This window comes from Lacrimispora sp. (assembly GCF_031982545.1).
In the GTDB taxonomy this organism is placed as follows: domain Bacteria; phylum Bacillota; class Clostridia; order Lachnospirales; family Lachnospiraceae; genus Lacrimispora.
Window position 1 is genome coordinate 1 of record NZ_DALYXB010000002.1, and the last position, 17690, is coordinate 17690.

Sequence of the window (17690 nt, forward strand, 5' to 3'; positions counted from 1 at the left end):
CCTACTGGCGATACTGGACCTACTGGCGATACTGGACCTACTGGCGATACTGGACCTACTGGTATGACTGTCTTGACAGGAAGCGGGGCGCCAACATGTGCAACAGGAGATACTGGAAATTTTTATATTGATTTAACAAATGGGAATTACTATTATAAAATTACTGAACCAATTCCACCACTCGTGAGGACTGTTCCTGCCGTAACGGGCAACAATCATAATGTCGGGGTCGGAGAACCAGCACCCTATAATACGATTCAAACAGCAATAGACGCAGCCACCACAGTGGATGGAGACAGTCTATCCCTTGTAGATGCAACGTATACAATTACAACCGTTGTCAATGTAAATAAATCAATAACAATAGAAGGCCAAGGACCAACACTTACTACAATACAAAAGCTTGTTTCGACTGCGGGTACAGATAATATGATTAATATCACGGCACCCTATGTTGTCATAAAAGATTTAAAAGTGATACAAAATTACCCCTCTTCCCTAAGTACTGAAACTGTAATAGTTGTAAACGATGCGGCAGCTACTGGAATTTATATTGATAATTGCGAAATCTCTGTCTGCGAATTTGGTGTTGGCCTTAAAGTCACTCAGTTTCAAATAACAAATTGTAGTTTTACGTATGCACCGCTAGCCGCACTAAATAACAGTTATCGCTATATTGCAATTTACTCAACATCAGGAGAAAGCATTATACAAAATAATACTTTCGTTTCTGATTCAGGAAATAGCAGATGCTATTTTATAGCAATTACAAATGTTGCAGTCAATTCTGGAACACTACAGGGAAGTCTGCTTGTAGAAGGTAACACGCAGTCATCAGCACCTTTTACTTTACGGCATTTGCTTGATATTGAAGAGTTTACCGGATCTGATTTCCAGTTATTTATAATTAATAATACAACAATAAGTGAAGGGAATGTTCCTGTGCTATTATTTAATGCCAAGCTTGATATATTTAGATTTATTCAAGCACAGGGTAACAGCGTTCAAAACACTGCTGGAAAGGGATTAATCGGTATTGACTCCAGCTATATTGGAAGTACGGACATTTATAGCTCTGGGAATACGTTTGCGAATCCATCCTTTACGGCACCTTGGGTATCTGCAACTAATCCTACGAGCCTGACAGTTGGCTATAATTCGTCCGTTATTCCAACCAACCCAAATCTTCCATTAGCCACATGCTATTGGCTTCCATTGTCAGTATAAGGCAATGTTTAACTTTTTTGCCTCTTAACATTACAATAAAAAAAGACAGATTCCGAAAAACATGGTCTTCCTGTTCCCATCATTAATCTGCTTTACGAAAAATCAAAGAAATGGAGTCATCTTATTCATAAACAACTGCAAGAGTGAAAGATCCGAAAATCCCTCACTCTTGCAATGATCAGTGATGTATGAATCCAAATTCATATTCAGGCAGAAGACATTCCAACAGAATCCATTCTTCCCGCGGTATTTTCCCTATCAGATTTCTTTCTCCATCATTTGGCATATCCTGAAGCACAATTTGCAGTTCTCCTCTGTAATGTGTCAGATTATCGTTTACCGCAACCACATCTCCTTTGTGAAAGAAATCCCCTTCCGCTTCTCTGTAAGGGATACTTTTATTCCTATACGTTTCTCTGGGCCAGGACGACCGTATCATATAATCAGATGCATCTCCTCTTGACAGATGTCTGTATTCAAATATAAGCTCTCTTTCAGATTTTGTACAGTCTTTCATTGTCTCAATATGAAACGTAATCTTACTACAATCCACTTCAGACATAATCTTTAACTCTTCTTCTGTTGCAAAGCAATTACCTATAATTATATCATCAATTATATTGGTGGCTAACAAATGCCTCACTTGCAGATCTATAGGGAGATTGCGGTGAATTTCACAGGTAGGCAGCCCTGCTTTTACCGGCCATGGCCCAAAGGCGCTCTTATTCAGGCTCGAAACAAAAGCCGCAGTCCTGAATCCGCTTTTTTTATACTTTTCAGTCAAATTAATAAAACGTTTCCAGCCAAGCCCTGAATATCGTTGCGGATAAAAATTATGACACGTAACAATATTCCAACGATCAGCGCCCCGCTCCACCAATAAATCCAGATCCATATTGGATGATCCATTAAACTCAATGGGTATCATATAGGGATTCCTGGTAATTGCAATATCTTCCAAATCTCCGAAATGTCCATCCAATCGAATAATATCAACTCCTAAATCAGCAAATGGTTTTATTTCAAAGGGAGTCGCTCCCAGATATTCAAATACCGCCGGATTTGTATCAACGGCAACTTCAAACCCATATTGGTGTGCAAGTTCCATAAATTCAGCAAACTCTTTTATCAACTCTTCTTTTGATTTTCTAACTGACAGCAAACAGGTGAAAATTCTATTAAAACCATACCCTGAAGCCAGTTTCATGTAGCTTTCTATTTCACTTTTCGTGCTGTGTTCCGGGTAAATTGAAATACCTAACTTATGCATACTATTCCCCCTGTAAATAATTTAAAATTATTGAATCCCCACATCCATGCTTCCAGAGCGAAACCCTTCCAAATCCAAAGTAATATAGGCAAAGCCAAGTTCTTTTAAGTAAGAGATCACAGCATCCCTGTCATTTAAAACACTGTCAAAAGAATCCTGATCCACTTCAATCCGCACAATATCCTTATGCAGCCGCAGCCGTACGTTTCCCTTAAAACGAGATCGGAGAAATTCCTCTCCCTCACCGATTTTTCCTAATATATCATAATCTATTTCCGTATTATACGGCAGTCTGGTTGCCATACAGGGAGCAGATGGTCTCTGCGCCACAGAGATTCCATATCCCGCTGCTAATGCCTTTACCTGTAACTTGGTGATATGAAGTTCTGCCAGAAGGCTGATGATTCCCAGTTCTTTTAAAGCTCTGATACCAGGACGATACACATGCATATCATCTTCATTGGTTCCATCCATAATAACCGTAATATTTCTTTCCCCTGCAAATTCCTTCAGACTTAAAAACAACTTTTTCTTGCATAAATAACATCTGTCTACTGGATTGAAGCGAATCTCCTCCTGCTCCAGCTCATCTACGGTAATTATTTCATGAATTCCTCCCAGCTCTTTTGCCACATTGGAAGCAATTTCAAGATCGCAGGATGGATGGAGCCTGCTGTCAAATGTAACAGCATACACCTTTTTTCCCGTCTTTTCCACCGCTTTTGCCGCAACTTTCAATAGGAGACTGGAATCAACTCCACCGGAAAAAGCAAGACAGATGTCTTCTTTGGCGTACTCCCCCATTGCCTCTTCCAGTTTTATCCTGAGACTTAATAAGTTTTCATCCATATGATTTTAATCCTCCCTTTGCAGATTCCGGTAAATAGTCTGGTAATCCAGTCCGCTCTTTCGGCACAGGGCTTTTACACTCTCATATTCCGGATAATAAAATTCCCTGTCTTTATATTTACACACTTTAATCTCTGCTTCTCCCCACTGTGTCATCACTGTTCTCTTTTCACGAGGCAGAACCGTTCTGTTAACAGGGTATCTTCTTATTCCAATGGTTGTCGTCTGAATAAACAGGATCTCTTCCATGGATTCGATCTGGTTTTTTTTACAGATGACAGAAAGCGTATAGGCGGGCCGGTTCTTTTTCATGAAGATTGGTGTATACCAGACATCAGCCGCGCCTGCGTCAAGCAGAGACTCCATAGCAAGCCCAAGTGCCTCACCGCTGCAGTCGTCAATATTGGACTCCAAAACCCACATCTCGTCTCCCGCCGGATTTTCCTCCTCAGAAAGAATCATGGCGCGAAGAACATTGGCCTGCTTAAATTCCTTTTTCCCTGCCCCCATTCCGGTCTTAAGAATCTGACAGGACGACGGCAGTCTGTCTTCTGTTTTTAAAGCCGCCGCAATCGCCGCACCAGTAGGGGTAACCATCTCTCCCTCATTATCGGTCAGACGCAGTTTTAAACGATATGCCGATGCGATATTCGCTGTGGCTGGTACAGGGACCGGAATCACCCCATGCTGGCAGCGTACGCTTCCAAATCCCTCTGCCAATGGTGATACAACGATTTCATCTACTCCCAGATTATCCACACAGACAGCAACACTGATAATGTCAATAATGGAATCAATCGCTCCAACCTCATGAAAATGTACCTCTTCCAATGGAATTCCATGGGCTTTGGCCTCTGCCTCCGCTACAATATCAAACATCCGTCTTGCCATAGCTTTTATCCGTTCATGGGCTGCCAGACGGTCTATAATTTTATATATATCACCTATGTTCCTATGTTCATGAGGTTGATGATTCTCATGACTGTGGTCATGTTCATGACTATGATCGTGTTCATCACTATGATCATGTTCATGACTGTGATCGTGTTCATGGCTATGCTCATGATTGTGTTCATGACTATGCTCATGATCGTGTTCGTGACTATGCTCATGGCTGTGATCGTGTTCGTGACTATGCTCATGGCTGTGATCGTGTTCATGGTTATGCTCATGCTCCGTCTCCAGATGAACATCAAAATCATACGCATCAAGTCCACACTTTTTAGTTCTTCCAAAATGAAGGTGGTAACCGGTTAAATTAAGGCTGTCCAGCGCTTTTTCCAGTACTTCTTTGTCCGCGCCCAGATCCAGGAGAGCTCCCACCGTCATATCACCACTGATTCCCGAATTACATTCCAAATATAATATTTTTTTCATTTTATTTTACCGCCAGTCGATTGATCTGTGTCGCAATGTATCCTGCCCCATACCCATTGTCAATATTTACTACAGAAATGCCATTTGCGCAGGAATTGAGCATGGTTAAAAGTGCTGATAAACCATGAAAGCTGGCCCCATACCCCACAGATGTGGGTACCGCTATTACCGGGCATTCTGCTATCCCTGCTATGACAGTTCCCAAAGCGCCTTCCATTCCGGCCGCTGCCACGATGCAGTTGGCTCGTCCAATCCGTTCCCGGTTGGACAACAGGCGGTGTATTCCCGCCACACCCACATCATAAATCCGGTCCACGTAAGAACCGAAGTATTCCGCTGTCTGGGCTGCTTCCTCCGCAACCGGTATATCCGCAGTTCCACCCGTGCAGACCGCAATACAGCCGGTTCTTTCTTTATTCTTCCGTTCTACCTTGAGAATTCTTGAAATAGGATCGTAGGTAACTTCAGGAACTGCCTCTTTCACTAACTCAAACTGTTCTTTCGTGGCTCTGGTTCCCAAGACCTCTCCGTCCCGCTCAAAGAATTTTTTGTAGATCTGTACCAGATATTCATCTGGCTTCCCCTGACAGAACACTGTTTCCCCAAATCCTGAGCGGAGAGCCCGGTGATGATCCAGTTTGGCATATCCCAAATCTTCATATGGAAGATCCTTTAAGATCTTCTGTGCCTCATCTACCCCCATCTCACCGTTTTTTACCAGGTTAAGCATTTCTTTTATGTCCATCCTTCTCACCTTTCCTCTGCTGTACCTAAATGCGCTTAAAACAGCTTTTTTAACAGTATATCCCGAATATATCCACCGTATTTCTCTTTGGTGAGAACTACTTCATATCCCTGCCTTATTACATTATTTCTGCTATAGTTATTATCAGGGTGAACGGTACACATCAGATATTTGTATCCCATTTTTTTAAGATCTTCTTCTCCCCGCTGCATCATAGAGTACTGAAGCCCGTTTCCTCTGTAGGAGGGAAGGATTGCCACCGATTCCATATGTGCTACCTTTTTAAGCTCCTCCTGCGCCAGCCCAATATCTCTGCCTAAATTTTCTTCTTTCATTCCAGGCAGCGCAACAATAAAAACCCCTGCAACTGCGCCGGAATCTTTTTCCACCGCTTTATATCCCAGGCCGTTTCCTTCTTTCAGGATTCGGGTTGTATATTCACTGTCATCAGCGACAAACCAGTGCTTGTTATCGATGTCATCCCATACCTTTTCAATGATATCCGCCATCATTTCAGCATCTTCGCCAGATGCCCGCTCAATATTAAATTCCATGTTTTCCCTTTCTGTCAGAGAAGGAGTTGGGAAGGAACTGTCGCTTCCGTTGTTACAACCTGTGCTTTCCCTCTGGGAACATCCGTACCATTACTGCCTGTTATGTAACTGTAAACTCCGGCACAAAGCAATACAACAATTAAACAAAGTGCAATGAACATGACCTTATTATATAATTTTTTATCCTCCAAACCGCTCCCTCCTTTTTCTGGTACAACAGTCTATGCAGGCTGTCTTCTTTGCATCACACAGTAAGCGTAATTCATCCATTTCTTGTAAAACGGCACTGTGGATAATTGGAGCAGCCATAAAATACACCAAATTTGCCGTTTCTTTTCTTTAATAAGCCGCCGCACTGGGGACATATGAATTCTTCCCCTGTCCCGGAAAGCTTTCCCATCTGCTCATAGCACTGCTGATTCATCATGCAGTCTGAAAGAGCCCGGTGTGCCCCTTCCGTGGGTATATTAAAATGTTCGGAAATGTCTGTAAGCCGGTGGCGATACAACTGGGGAAGGCGCTCCTTTGCCATATATAAGGTATCAATATAATCATTGGGTAACGATATTCCCAGAAGTTCTTCCGATACCCGATATAAAAAAAGCAGATCAAAGGACTGAATATTATGCCCGATTAAAATTTCTCCCTCTATAAAAGAAAGAAATTCCGGCAGAACCTCAGTAAGCCCAGGCGCTTCCTTTACCATCTCATCCGTTATTCCATTAATTTTTGTTGCCCCTGCAGGTATATGAGTCCCCGGATTAATTAACCTGCTAAACTGATCCGTTATCACATGATTCTTCACTTTCACTGCAGAGATCTCTATAATGGAGTCTTCCTGTGTATCCACTCCCGTTGTTTCTAAATCAAATACTACGTAATTTTCTATGTATTGGTTCAAACGTCTGCCTGTCAATTCTATTCCAGCCATAGTTCCCTCCATTTCTGTATGCAACAGGACTTAATCCTTTTATCTTTTGTAACATTTCTATTATAACGTCTCCAGATGTGTACATCAAGTTAAAACGAGGAAAACGTTTTCTATATGATTTGAAGAAGTAAATTTGACCACCACCTAATCATTACTATTTTAAATATAATGAGGCATAAATAACTTTTTTTCATCCCTCTGCCACATATCTCCGATTTTCCAACCTTCTCTATTCCTGTTTAGGGCATATCAGCAATCGGCTCTTTATCCTTGCCTCACCGTTATTAACTTGCGTGGCATAGATAAGAACATTTTTCTTTATATGCCCTTTTTCTTCAATTTTATGATCCGTTCTATACTATTTGAGGCATGGCAGCAAAAAAAGTTTTTCCATGCCACCTTACCCGGTAACAGCAAAAAATCCCCTGAACATCTCTGTCCTGAGGATTTGAATTTTATAACTTGAAAGCTTTCACCCTGTCTAAATTTCACTAAGCTCAAAATGAATCGCACCTGGCATATTTGCCATAATATATCGTCAGCCTTTTACTGCACCTGCCATCATTCCTTCGATAAAGTACTTTTGAAATGCAACAAAAAGCAGAAAAATAGGAATGACAGAAAAAACGGAACCCACGATTAAAAGACTGTAATTATCTCCATAAGGATTAATCAGTGTGTTTAAGCCTAACGTCAATGGATATTTATCCGAAGACCGGATTACCAGCAGAGGCCATAGATAATTGTTCCATGCATTCATTCCATTTAAGATTGCCATAGCAGAGAATGCCGGTTTCATAAGCGGAACAATAAGCCGGTAAAAGATGCCATATTCCGTAGCACCGTCAATTCTTCCGGCTTCCATTAATGACCTTGGAATGCTGAGCAGATACTGGCGGAAAAAAAAGATGGTTGATGCATGGGCCAGGAACGGCAGAACAATCGCTGTATAGCTGTCCATCAGCTTCCATGAGGAAATCTGTTTATAAAGAGGCAGCATAACAACTTCCAGAGGAATGGATAAAATAAGGAGCACCAGAATAAACAGAAACTTTTTTCCTTTAAAATCATAGGCAGCAAAACCATATCCCACAAAAGAGCTGATCAGCAAAGTGCCCACTACTGTGATCACAGTCAGAGTAATACTGTTGAAAAACCATCTCCAGTAATCATGCTGTCCTGAAAACAGAAGAATATAATTATCCAGATTCATTCTGGAAACGTTCAGATCCAGATTCAGACCATATTGGAGAAGATCGCTTCCTGGTTTAAAGCTGGCGATAAAAAGAACCCAGATGGGAAGAAAAATCCCCACAGCAAGAAGGGCAAAGATGAAATAAAAGACAATGGTTACCCCACTTTTTTTCATGCTTCTGTTCATATCAGTCCCTCCCCTCTTCAAACGTTCCAGTCACCTTCAACTGAATCAAGTTCACAATCATAACTACAAGAAGTAAAATAAGACCAACTGCGCATGCATAACCCAGCGCCCGCTTTTCCACTCCCTGCCTGTATAAATATCCCACGATTGTAAGCCCGATGTTATTGGGAGAATTGTTTCCTTTAAACAGCATATTGCTCTCTAAGAACATGGAAAGACCGGCATAGATGCTGATGGTCAGTACATAGACGGTAGTGGGCTTTACAAGGGGAACTGAGATTTTAATAAACTGCTGCCAGCCGGACGCACCGTCTATGGAAGCTGCTTCATATAAATCCGTGGGGATACTCTGTAAGCCTGCCAGAAAATATAAAATATTTACGCCGGTCCATCTCCAGCAAGCCAGGAGGAGAAGGGCAAAAAAGCTTGTGCCTGCCCCTTTTAACCATTTAACCGGACTTACTCCCAGCATTCCCAGAACCTGATTAAACAGAGAGGTCGCAGATTCTCCAAACATCAGCCGAAATATGGTACCTGCAACTACAACGGAGGTAAGAGCCGGAATAAAATACACGGACTTAAAAAACTCCGTCTTTTTAATCCATCTGCTGTTTAACATGGTTGCAAACAGCAGGGGAAATGGGATCAGTAAAATCAGTGTTCCGGTCATGTATTTAAAACTGTTCCATAAAGCTTTTCTAAATATTTTATCCGTTAAAAGTCTGGAATAATTATCAAAGCCTACCCATTTATTTTTCAATACATCCTGAAAACTTAAAAGTACCCCGTTGCAGACAGGGACTAACCAGAACAACAGCACGGTTATCACAAAAGGGCAGATGAATACATAAGGAGCTATTTTTTTCGAATAGAAGAATTTCTTCATTTTGTCCTCCTTCCAGTAATGATTTCTACACAGCAGCCGCAGGGGTATCACTCCCTGCGGCGTTCCTGATCTTATTTTTTAAATTCATTTTTTAAGGTTTCCTGGGAAGAATCAAGGACTTCTTTTACATCTTTCCCATCCTCAAAAATACTGTTTAACGTTACAGTACACAATTCGTTGTTGATAGAAGGATATTTCTCATCGGTATACGCTCTTAAAAGTCCGATGCTGTCCTTTGTCTTTAAAAGAGTATCAAAGGGGTAATTGGTAAAAAACTGAATGAACTGGTTATCGGGATTCTGGGTCAGGGTCTTATCCGTCCACACTGCCGTATTAACAGGATCAAATCCAAGCACATTCCATACTTCACGGTTGGAATCCTCGGAAAGCTTGATATAAGCCATAACTTCCGCAGCCAGTTTTGCATTCTTGCCTGATTTTATAATTGCGGTTCCTGTACCGCCTCCGCCGATGGTTGCTACCTCTTTATCATTCTGATTCCAGACAGGCACGGTTGAGATGGCAACCTGCTTCTTTAAATCTTTCATGTAGTTTACAAATCTGGATGTCTGCCAAAACGGCATGATCTGCACGGCATACTCTCCTGTATTGTAAGAAGGATAAGCCTCTTCATTATCCGGCTGTCCTCCCGGAACAGTTGCAAAAGCTCCTGTTTCCTGCATTCCTTTTATGTATTCCAAAACTTCTGTCAGTTCCTTGCTGTTTAAGTTTAAATTTCCTTTTTCATCAACGTAATCTCCGCCTTTTTGAGCTAGCATCAGGTTCACCATCCAGGAAGCCGATGTCTCCACACAGGAGAAATACTTTCCAGTGGCTTCGTGATATTTCACCCCAGCCTCTTTAAACTGATCCCAGGTTTTGATGTCCTGATAATTAATACCTGCGTCTTTCAACAGCTTTTCATTGTAAAATGCCACCGTAGTACCTACATGGGTGGGAAGACCATATTCCTTTCCATCTTTGGAATAGATTCCAAGACGGGATTTTACAATATTATCGCGGTAAGGATCGATCACATCATTCAGTTCCATTAATCCGATATTGCCAACCATGAAGGCCGGAAACTTACCAAGCTCAATGTCCACAACATCAGGTGCCCCTTCTCCCGATTCTAATGCAAGAGACAGCTTATTATGCATGTCATCGTATGGCATATTGCTTAATACCAGCTTCACCTTTTTATCTGGATGTGCCTCATTCCATTTTTCAGCCATGTTAACGTAAAAGTCCTGATGCAATTCAATAAATGTCCATACATTTATGGTGGTAACATCGCTGCCTGCTACCTCCATTGACTTTTTTCCAGCAGAAGCTCCTTTGCTTCCTGCTTCACCCGAACTGCCCTTAGTACTGCAGCCTGCTGCCAGAATCACTGCCATGGCTGCACATGCAAGAGCCCCCAATACTCTTTTTTTCATGAATGAATCCTCCTTTTTAATTCTTTCTTATCAACACAGATTCTGCCATCTGCATGATTCTAAAAAACTCCCCCCAGGGAGGTACTGCCGGCTTATTAAACGTTTCACATATTTTTTTAATAATCCGGTTTTTTCAGTGTTTATCTCTGCTCACGATGCTTGATTTCCATTAAAATTCATATATATGATTGCATACTAACACATGAAAAGGGTAATGTAAAGTATTTTTGCATAATTTTTACATGAATTTAAATCGTTTAACTATGTAATTTTATATAATTTCTTGTTTAATCCTGTCGAATTTTCTTTCCAACGCAAAAAAAGAACGTCTGGCTGTGTTAACAACAGATAAACGTTCTAATAAATACTTAAATTCTAATTGATATTCTTCACTGACTTCCGTATCAGAAGCATACATTCCACCGCGCATACATTTTCCTCTGTATGTTCCAGCTCTCCTCCATTTAACAGTTCTATCATCCACTCGCTGGCTTTATATCCAATATCATGGAGCGGCAGACTGACCGTTGTCAGGGGCGGGTGGTAGTAGCCTGAAAGTTCTCTGTCATCAAATCCGGCAACGGATATCTCATTGCCTATGGTCTGTTTTAATTCCTCCACTCTGTCGTAAACCCCGCCTGCCATCAGATCATTCATCGCAAATATGGCAGAAACTCCTTTTTCAAGAAGTTCAGCCGCGCAGCGGTATCCGGACTCTCTTGTCCAGTCCCCCTCTGCCACAAGACCTGGATCGTAAAGAATTTTATTCTGGAATAAAACCTGCTGATATCCCACCAGCCTGGCCTGGGCATGAAGGCTGTCCTGCTTTCCGGTTATGACCCCCACCTTTTTGTGTCCCTGATCCAGAAGATGCGTTACAATAGCAGCCGCTCCACTGACATCATCTACCACGACTGAAGGGATCTTCCTGCTTTTGGAATACCCGTATGCCATGACTGCCGGGATGGGCAGGTTATCCGGTATGCAATGAATCACACGCTCATGAGCTGCCACGTAGATAATTCCCTCTACCTGCTTTTCCATTAGTTTTTTAATTTCCTGCCTGACCAGCTCATAATAATCGTCTTTGTTATAGTAAGTATCATTATATTTTTTAAACAGTCTGAGATTGGTTAGCAGAATCTGGTATTCCTGCTTCTGACAATAATCCGTGATTCCGTCAATAATATCCGGTATGCTGAATATCGTCATATCTTCCGCAATTACACCGATGCTTCTGGTTTTCTGCATCTTTAAATTTTTTGCCACAATATTGGGCGTATAATTTAGCTGCTCTGCCATTTCCAAAACCAGCTTCCTGGTTTTATCACTGGCACCAGGTTTATTATTCAAAATATTGGAAACTGTAGCCACTGATACGCCGCAGCATTTTGCCAGCTCTTTAATTGTCGCCATTATTTCCTCCAGAGATCTTTTTATTTATTAACTCAGATTTTTAATTAATTGTCAATATAGAAATATTAAACGTTTCATAAAAACGGTTATTTATTTTTTTGGTTTCATATATTTATATTTCTTGACATTTATTATCACTTTTGTTACCATGACATTGTATAAACTTATGGAGAAGGGGTTTATTAACCAATGAATAAGATAATGCAGTCTATTAATGGCAGTATTTTAATACTATTTACAGCAGGCATGATTCTCATCCTGCTCTCTTTCTCTGGCTTTATTACTTCATTTCTCCCTCCCGTCACGTTTGAAGATCTTTTGAATGGAAGAGAAATCAAAATCGGGAGTCATGTTGAGGGTAATGTCGTTTATGCACTGGACTATTTCGCCTCCGATACCACTTACGAAAAAAACAGCGAAGGAATCATCGTTCCAAAAAAGAACTCCGGAAACTATTATATCATTCCTTTTTACGACGGTTATCTGGGGCTTAAAACAGACCACAACCAGAATTTATCTTTTGACAGACTGACAGATGAAACTTATGCATTCTTAAAGGGCGGTCAAAAACCCCGAATGGAAATATTTATCGACGGCGAGATCATCCCTATGAAGCAGAAACTGATTCCATATTTTCATAGATACTTATTAGATGCTGGATATAGTGAGGAGGAAATAAATGCAATGGGATCCCCTTTCCTAATCCAGCCCAGAGCTTTTATCATAAGCCGGATTTTGTTCGCAGCCGGAACTGTGTTTCTTTTCCTATCAGTCCTGATTTTTAGACGGATCTACAGACGGTTCTGCATTTTAGAAGAATTCTCGAAAGATATCCCAGTCACATAAGACAAAGAAAAACAGACAGCGAAATCGGCTGAAGTTTCGCTGTCTGCAATTGGATTACGATAACAGAATCGAATTAGATAGGAACTGCCGATCTTGGAAGTATTTGCATTGCATTAACAATAGCACCCGACTATGCTTCTGACAATGGGGTGTGCACTTTTTGTCATTATCATGGCGTTTTCCGTTTTAAATCAATCTATTATTTAATTTTAAAAAAGCTCTGTAATTCTTTCCAAATTCTTTTATTCTGCTATGAGTGATATACAAAACATCTCCATTGGCCATTTCAACCTCATCTCCTTTTACAGTCTTAATATGCTGCATATTGACGATATCATGGCGGCTGATGCGGGTGAACCAGTCTTTGGGAAGTTTTCCTTCCTCTTCATTCAGCCTTGCCTTAATCCGCATTTTTTCGTTTTTTACCACAATACTTGTCTTCCGATAATAGGATTCCAGATACAAAATCTCCTTCATGTTGAAAACATAAGGTTTTCCATTAAAAAAAGCAGCATATTTTAAAAGCTTTTTAGAGTTCTCCTGTATTTCGGGATATAATAAAATCATATTATACTCCGTTCCTTCGACGATCATTTTAAGCCTTTGATCAATTAATAAGGCAATTTTCATAAACTATCCCCCTGTAAATCTATTTACGGACAAATCGCCCTTATTCAATAACGTTTGGTCAATATTATAACGCCAAAGGAGACTTTACGAAACCATGAATATTTACAGTAGATTTTCTCACACTAAAAAGGGATTAACAATCACAAGGAAAGGAGACTTGATATGAAATCAGATAAAAATAAAGACTCTGCCGGGAAGGCGGACCGGGTCACTGCAAAAAACAACTATGATATTGACATTCAGGCCTGTTCCACCACAGATTTAACCGGACTGATCCCGGCAGAACCGGCCTCAGACGAAGAACGGGAAGCATACCAGGATCTCTACCCCTATCTTCCCAAAGCAAAGGTGAAAGATAAGAAGCAGTGATTCCCAAAAGGAAATGCCCAGCCGGATATCCAAAAGACATCCGGCTGGGTCATTCTTATTTTCCAGTATCAATAATTGCATCCACAATATCCATATAATCACTGCAGTACTTCTCATACATGGGCTTTACTGCATCCTGAAATTTCTGCTTCTCGCCCGGCGAAAGCTCTATAATCTGACACCCTGCCTGGCGAACCTTTTCCTCCGATTTTTTTTCACGTTCCGACCACAGCCTTCTTTCATACTCTGCTGACTCCAATGCACACTCTTTGATTATCTCCTGATCCTCCATGGAAAGTTTGTCCCAGGTAGGCTGTGAACAAAGCTGAAGTTCTGGTACACGGTTATGTTCGTCAATGGTGTAATACTTTGCCACTTCATAGTGGCTGGTGGATTCATAGGAAGGCCAGTTGTTTTCCGCACCGTTAATTACCCCGGTCTGCAGGGCGGAATAAACCTCCGCATAAGACATCGGTGCAGGACTTGCTCCCAGGGCTTCCACCATCCCAATCATCATCTCTGACTCCTGAACACGGATTTTAAGCCCTTTCATATCTTCCAGCTTCCTGATGGGATGGACGGAATTATAAAAATTTCTGGCACCGGCATCATACCAGGATAAAGGTACCAGATTGGAACCTTCAAAGGAATTCATGAAATCCTTTCCAATGGCTCCGTCAAGCACCTGCCACATGTGGTCTGCATCCCGGTAAAGATACGGAAGCTGCAGTACGTTCAGCTTTGGAACAAACTCTGCCAGTGGAGACAAGGACATTCTCATAAAGTCAATGCCACCAAACTGCAGCTGCTCACATACTGACTTTTCATCTCCCAATACCCCGCCTGCCTGGACATTGATTAAAATCCTTCCATTGGTTTTCTGGCTGATCAGTTCTGCAAATTTATATGCTCCCTGAGTTGTCGGATAGTCTTCTGCCTGGTTTTCCGCATAAGTAAATACATATTCAGGGGTTTCCCACATTCCTTTTCCTGGTGCATCCACTGCTGATGTACCCTGATTCATATCTAAATCCCCATTCGTAACTGGCTGTTCCGGTCCTATGCAGCCAGAAAGAACTACTGCCATAACAACACCCAGCAATACACCTGGTAGTTCCCTTCTCATAAACCCCGTCCTTCCTTAACGCTGTCATAATAGAATTCTGTCTCTTCTTAACATCCTATTAACATATTTTATTATATCCGGCAGCTTTTCGCAAGGAAACGGTTAAAATTTTATATATTCAACAATATTCGCCCCTATTTTCTGTTGAATGTGCTCATACGGTATTCTGTTGGGCTGATACCGGTAACCCTCTTAAATACCTTTGCAAAGTAATTGGAATCATTATATCCTACAGCTTCTCCGATCTCCTTTACATTGACCATCGGCTCTGTCAAAAGTTTTTTTGCAGCTTCCACTCTGCATTCCGTGAGATATGTTGTAAAGTTTTTATCAAAACACTGTTTAAACAGTTTACAAAAATATGCTTCTGAATAATTCATCACCCTTGCCACATCCTGCATCGATAAGTCCCGGACATAGTTTTCCTCCATGTATTGCCGTATCGCCTCTGCTACTTTATGAAGCCTTATCTGGCCGTCACCTGTGTTCAATTCAGAAGAGGGTTTGAATACAGGCTCCATTAATGTCTGCACTTCCTCCCCCTTCTCTTCCAGCAGAGCCTTGTCAGCCAGACGCATGGCTTCATCCAGCACACCAATTAATTCCTCTTCCTTGCAGGGCTTTAATAAATAGTCAAGAACCCGGATTCCAATGGCCTTCTTGGCGTAAGAAAAATCATCAAATGCGGTCAGAAAAATAATACTGCACGAACTTTTGCGCCGCCGCATCTCTTGTGCCGCCTCAATGCCATTGATCCCCGGCATTTCAATATCCAGCACCGCAATCTGGATGTCATGCTCATCAAATAATTCCAGTGCCTCTCTTCCATTTGCCGCCTGCCAGATTGTACACTGGTCTCCCAGCTCTCTTGTCAGGGTTTTATAAAGCACCTTTCTCTCTATTAATTCATCATCTGCAATCAGTACCCGATACATATAAACTCCCTCTGTCACAGTCTGACTGGTATGGTAAGCAGGACTGCCGTTCCATGTCCCTGTCTGCTGTATATCTGAAAATCGCCTCCATCGTACATACGATGAATTCTCTGGTAAATGTTACCGGCTCCGATTCCTACTCTTGCGGTGGAATGATTGGCCAGGGCTTCTCTTAATTCTCCTAAACTCTCCTCACTCATTCCCACCCCGGTATCTGCAACGGAAATCATAATTTTCTGATTTCTTTCCCAGATCCGGATTCTTATATTTCCTCCCTCTTCCTTTTTTGAAATGCCGTGTACCACTGCATTCTCAACAAGAGGCTGAAGCGTAAAGGTGGGAATCATGATCCGGCTGCTGTCCACCAGACACTGGATATCATAATGGAGCCTGGTGCCAAACCGCATCTGCTGTAAATACATATAGTCACTCACTACCTGAAGCTCTTTTTTTAAGAGCACCTCCGATTCCGGTGTTTTTAAGTTATACCGGAATAAATTACCCAGGCATTCAATCATACGCTCCGTTGTCCCTGCATCCTCCAGCTTTGCCATACAGGAAATCATGTTTAAGGTATTAAACAGAAAATGGGGATTAATCTGATTTTTTAACAGCTCAAGTTTGGTTGCATCCAGTCTTTTTTCGATCTCCATTTTCTCAATCTCTTCCTTGTGAAGAAGATCTGCCATTTCATTTTTCTCTTTTAATGTGGTAATATACTGGTTGGTGGAGTGTTTCATCTTATTAAAAGCACGGACCAGTTCTCCAATTTCATCCTGATTCTCAATTTCCACATCCTCATTGCTGAAATCATTTGCCGCGATTTTTCTGGAAATACACGCCAGACGCACCACAGGAACCACCATATCACGGTGCATCATGCGGCTTACATAGAAGGTTCCACTGATGCTTAACACTGCAAGTACTAAAATTATGACCGGAAACCGGTATAAAATCGGTACTTTCGTATGATAGGCATCGGAGCCTTCTCTAAGTGTACTCTGTACCAGACGTTTGCCGTAGTCTGAAAGATAATCCTGCATTCGATAGATCCGGTACAGCTCATTAATATACTGGGTGATGGAAAAGCCGTTTTCATCCTTCCCCAAAAGGAACAAATCTCTCCACTTACTGTAATTTTCATAACCATTCCGGATGGACCAGGTTACGGAATATCGCTCCGCCCCCACCCGGTCATAATCAAAAGGCAGTTCTGAAACACTGCGTTCTGTCCGGGCACAGGCTGTTTCAAATAATACTCTGCTCTCGTCTGAACGGTCCTTAACATAATCTTTAAACGCCCTTGTTTCCTCCTCCATAGCCGCCTGATAATCATGGCACCTGGAATTATCTTCAAGAATCTGATTGAATCCATTTAGCGCAAAGTCAAGTATTACAATATTAAATATAATGGAAAGTGCCACGATCAGAATAACCATGGCTGCGATTGTCTTAATCTTCTGCTTTAACGTAAAAGAAAGCCACTTCTCATGCAGCTTTTTTGATCCCCACCGTCCCACTTTCACCGAATTTCCCCCTTCACACTGTCAAAATACCTCTAAAAGTTTTCCGCTTTTACCATTATAGCAGATCTGGACGGTTTGTGCACCTGCCGATTTTCTAACAGCTGTCAGCCAAAACGAAACCGCAAAGATACGTAGTTTAGACATAACGTACCTTTGCGGTTTTTATGGAATTATTTCCTGTTA

General features: G+C 41.6%; 18 protein-coding genes. 3 read left to right on the top strand and 15 right to left on the bottom strand.

Annotation, left to right across the window (positions count from 1 at the left end):
* Positions 1–1227: right-handed parallel beta-helix repeat-containing protein (locus tag ABS301_RS03505; RefSeq protein ID WP_502877930.1), on the top strand; the 1227-nt coding region annotated here is incomplete at its 5' end.
* A gap of 178 nt (positions 1228–1405) precedes the next feature.
* Here the strand turns inward: ABS301_RS03505 and ABS301_RS03510 are convergent.
* The 11 genes from ABS301_RS03510 to ABS301_RS03560 all read right to left on the bottom strand — a co-directional run bounded on the left by ABS301_RS03510 (position 1406) and on the right by ABS301_RS03560 (position 12075).
* Entirely contained in the window at positions 1406–2497 is a 1092-nt protein-coding gene (locus tag ABS301_RS03510; protein WP_349670902.1) for a DUF871 domain-containing protein, read from the bottom strand.
* A gap of 27 nt (positions 2498–2524) precedes the next feature.
* Positions 2525–3346 (bottom strand): ATP-dependent sacrificial sulfur transferase LarE, encoded by an 822-nt coding sequence (larE, locus tag ABS301_RS03515; protein ID WP_349670903.1) that lies wholly within the window; start codon positions 3344–3346, stop codon positions 2525–2527.
* A 6-nt stretch (positions 3347–3352) separates the two neighbouring features.
* Positions 3353–4723 (bottom strand): nickel pincer cofactor biosynthesis protein LarC, encoded by a 1371-nt coding sequence (larC, locus tag ABS301_RS03520; RefSeq protein WP_349670904.1) that lies wholly within the window; start codon positions 4721–4723, stop codon positions 3353–3355.
* A 1-nt stretch (position 4724) separates the two neighbouring features.
* Complete coding sequence (gene larB / locus ABS301_RS03525) at positions 4725–5468, bottom strand: nickel pincer cofactor biosynthesis protein LarB (RefSeq protein WP_349670905.1); 744 nt, start codon at positions 5466–5468, stop codon at positions 4725–4727.
* Between the two features lie 35 nt (positions 5469–5503).
* On the bottom strand, positions 5504–6022 hold the full coding sequence (locus tag ABS301_RS03530; RefSeq protein WP_349670906.1) for a GNAT family N-acetyltransferase: 519 nt from the start codon (positions 6020–6022) through the stop codon (positions 5504–5506).
* 14 nt (positions 6023–6036) lie between these two features.
* Positions 6037–6213 carry a hypothetical protein gene (locus tag ABS301_RS03535; RefSeq protein WP_349670907.1) on the bottom strand — a complete coding sequence of 59 codons (177 nt, stop codon included), beginning with the start codon at positions 6211–6213 and terminating at the stop codon, positions 6037–6039.
* A 71-nt stretch (positions 6214–6284) separates the two neighbouring features.
* Positions 6285–6953, bottom strand: a complete 669-nt coding sequence (locus ABS301_RS03540) for an exonuclease domain-containing protein (protein WP_349670908.1) — start codon at positions 6951–6953, stop codon at positions 6285–6287.
* A 538-nt stretch (positions 6954–7491) separates the two neighbouring features.
* Complete coding sequence (locus ABS301_RS03545) at positions 7492–8334, bottom strand: carbohydrate ABC transporter permease (protein WP_349670909.1); 843 nt, start codon at positions 8332–8334, stop codon at positions 7492–7494.
* A 1-nt stretch (position 8335) separates the two neighbouring features.
* The gene (locus tag ABS301_RS03550) at positions 8336–9220 is read right to left on the bottom strand and encodes a carbohydrate ABC transporter permease (protein ID WP_349670910.1); all 885 of its coding nucleotides are present in this window, start codon (positions 9218–9220) and stop codon (positions 8336–8338) included.
* Positions 9221–9291: 71 nt separating this feature from the next.
* A complete protein-coding gene (locus tag ABS301_RS03555; RefSeq protein WP_349670911.1) occupies positions 9292–10659 on the bottom strand; it encodes an ABC transporter substrate-binding protein in 1368 nt (455 codons plus the stop codon).
* A 375-nt stretch (positions 10660–11034) separates the two neighbouring features.
* The gene (locus ABS301_RS03560; RefSeq protein WP_349670912.1) at positions 11035–12075 is read right to left on the bottom strand and encodes a LacI family DNA-binding transcriptional regulator; all 1041 of its coding nucleotides are present in this window, start codon (positions 12073–12075) and stop codon (positions 11035–11037) included.
* A 189-nt stretch (positions 12076–12264) separates the two neighbouring features.
* Here ABS301_RS03560 and ABS301_RS03565 point away from each other — a divergent pair, with 189 nt between their 5' ends.
* Positions 12265–12921 carry a DUF6709 family protein gene (locus tag ABS301_RS03565; protein ID WP_349670913.1) on the top strand — a complete coding sequence of 219 codons (657 nt, stop codon included), beginning with the start codon at positions 12265–12267 and terminating at the stop codon, positions 12919–12921.
* A gap of 186 nt (positions 12922–13107) precedes the next feature.
* Here the strand turns inward: ABS301_RS03565 and ABS301_RS03570 are convergent, their stop codons facing one another.
* A complete protein-coding gene (locus tag ABS301_RS03570) occupies positions 13108–13551 on the bottom strand; it encodes a LytTR family transcriptional regulator DNA-binding domain-containing protein (protein ID WP_349670914.1) in 444 nt (147 codons plus the stop codon).
* Between the two features lie 162 nt (positions 13552–13713).
* Here ABS301_RS03570 and ABS301_RS03575 point away from each other — a divergent pair, with 162 nt between their 5' ends.
* Positions 13714–13920, top strand: coding sequence for a hypothetical protein (locus ABS301_RS03575; protein ID WP_104435283.1), 207 nt, complete (start codon positions 13714–13716; stop codon positions 13918–13920).
* A gap of 55 nt (positions 13921–13975) precedes the next feature.
* Here the strand turns inward: ABS301_RS03575 and ABS301_RS03580 are convergent, their stop codons facing one another.
* The 3 genes from ABS301_RS03580 to ABS301_RS03590 all read right to left on the bottom strand — a co-directional run bounded on the left by ABS301_RS03580 (position 13976) and on the right by ABS301_RS03590 (position 17507).
* Positions 13976–14944 carry a TRAP transporter substrate-binding protein gene (locus ABS301_RS03580; protein ID WP_349671337.1) on the bottom strand — a complete coding sequence of 323 codons (969 nt, stop codon included), beginning with the start codon at positions 14942–14944 and terminating at the stop codon, positions 13976–13978.
* A 236-nt stretch (positions 14945–15180) separates the two neighbouring features.
* A complete protein-coding gene (locus ABS301_RS03585; protein ID WP_349670915.1) occupies positions 15181–15981 on the bottom strand; it encodes a response regulator transcription factor in 801 nt (266 codons plus the stop codon).
* Positions 15982–15995: 14 nt separating this feature from the next.
* Positions 15996–17507: a sensor histidine kinase gene (locus ABS301_RS03590; RefSeq protein WP_349670916.1), complete on the bottom strand. Its 1512-nt coding sequence runs from the start codon at positions 17505–17507 to the stop codon at positions 15996–15998.
* Positions 17508–17690 lie beyond the last annotated feature (183 nt).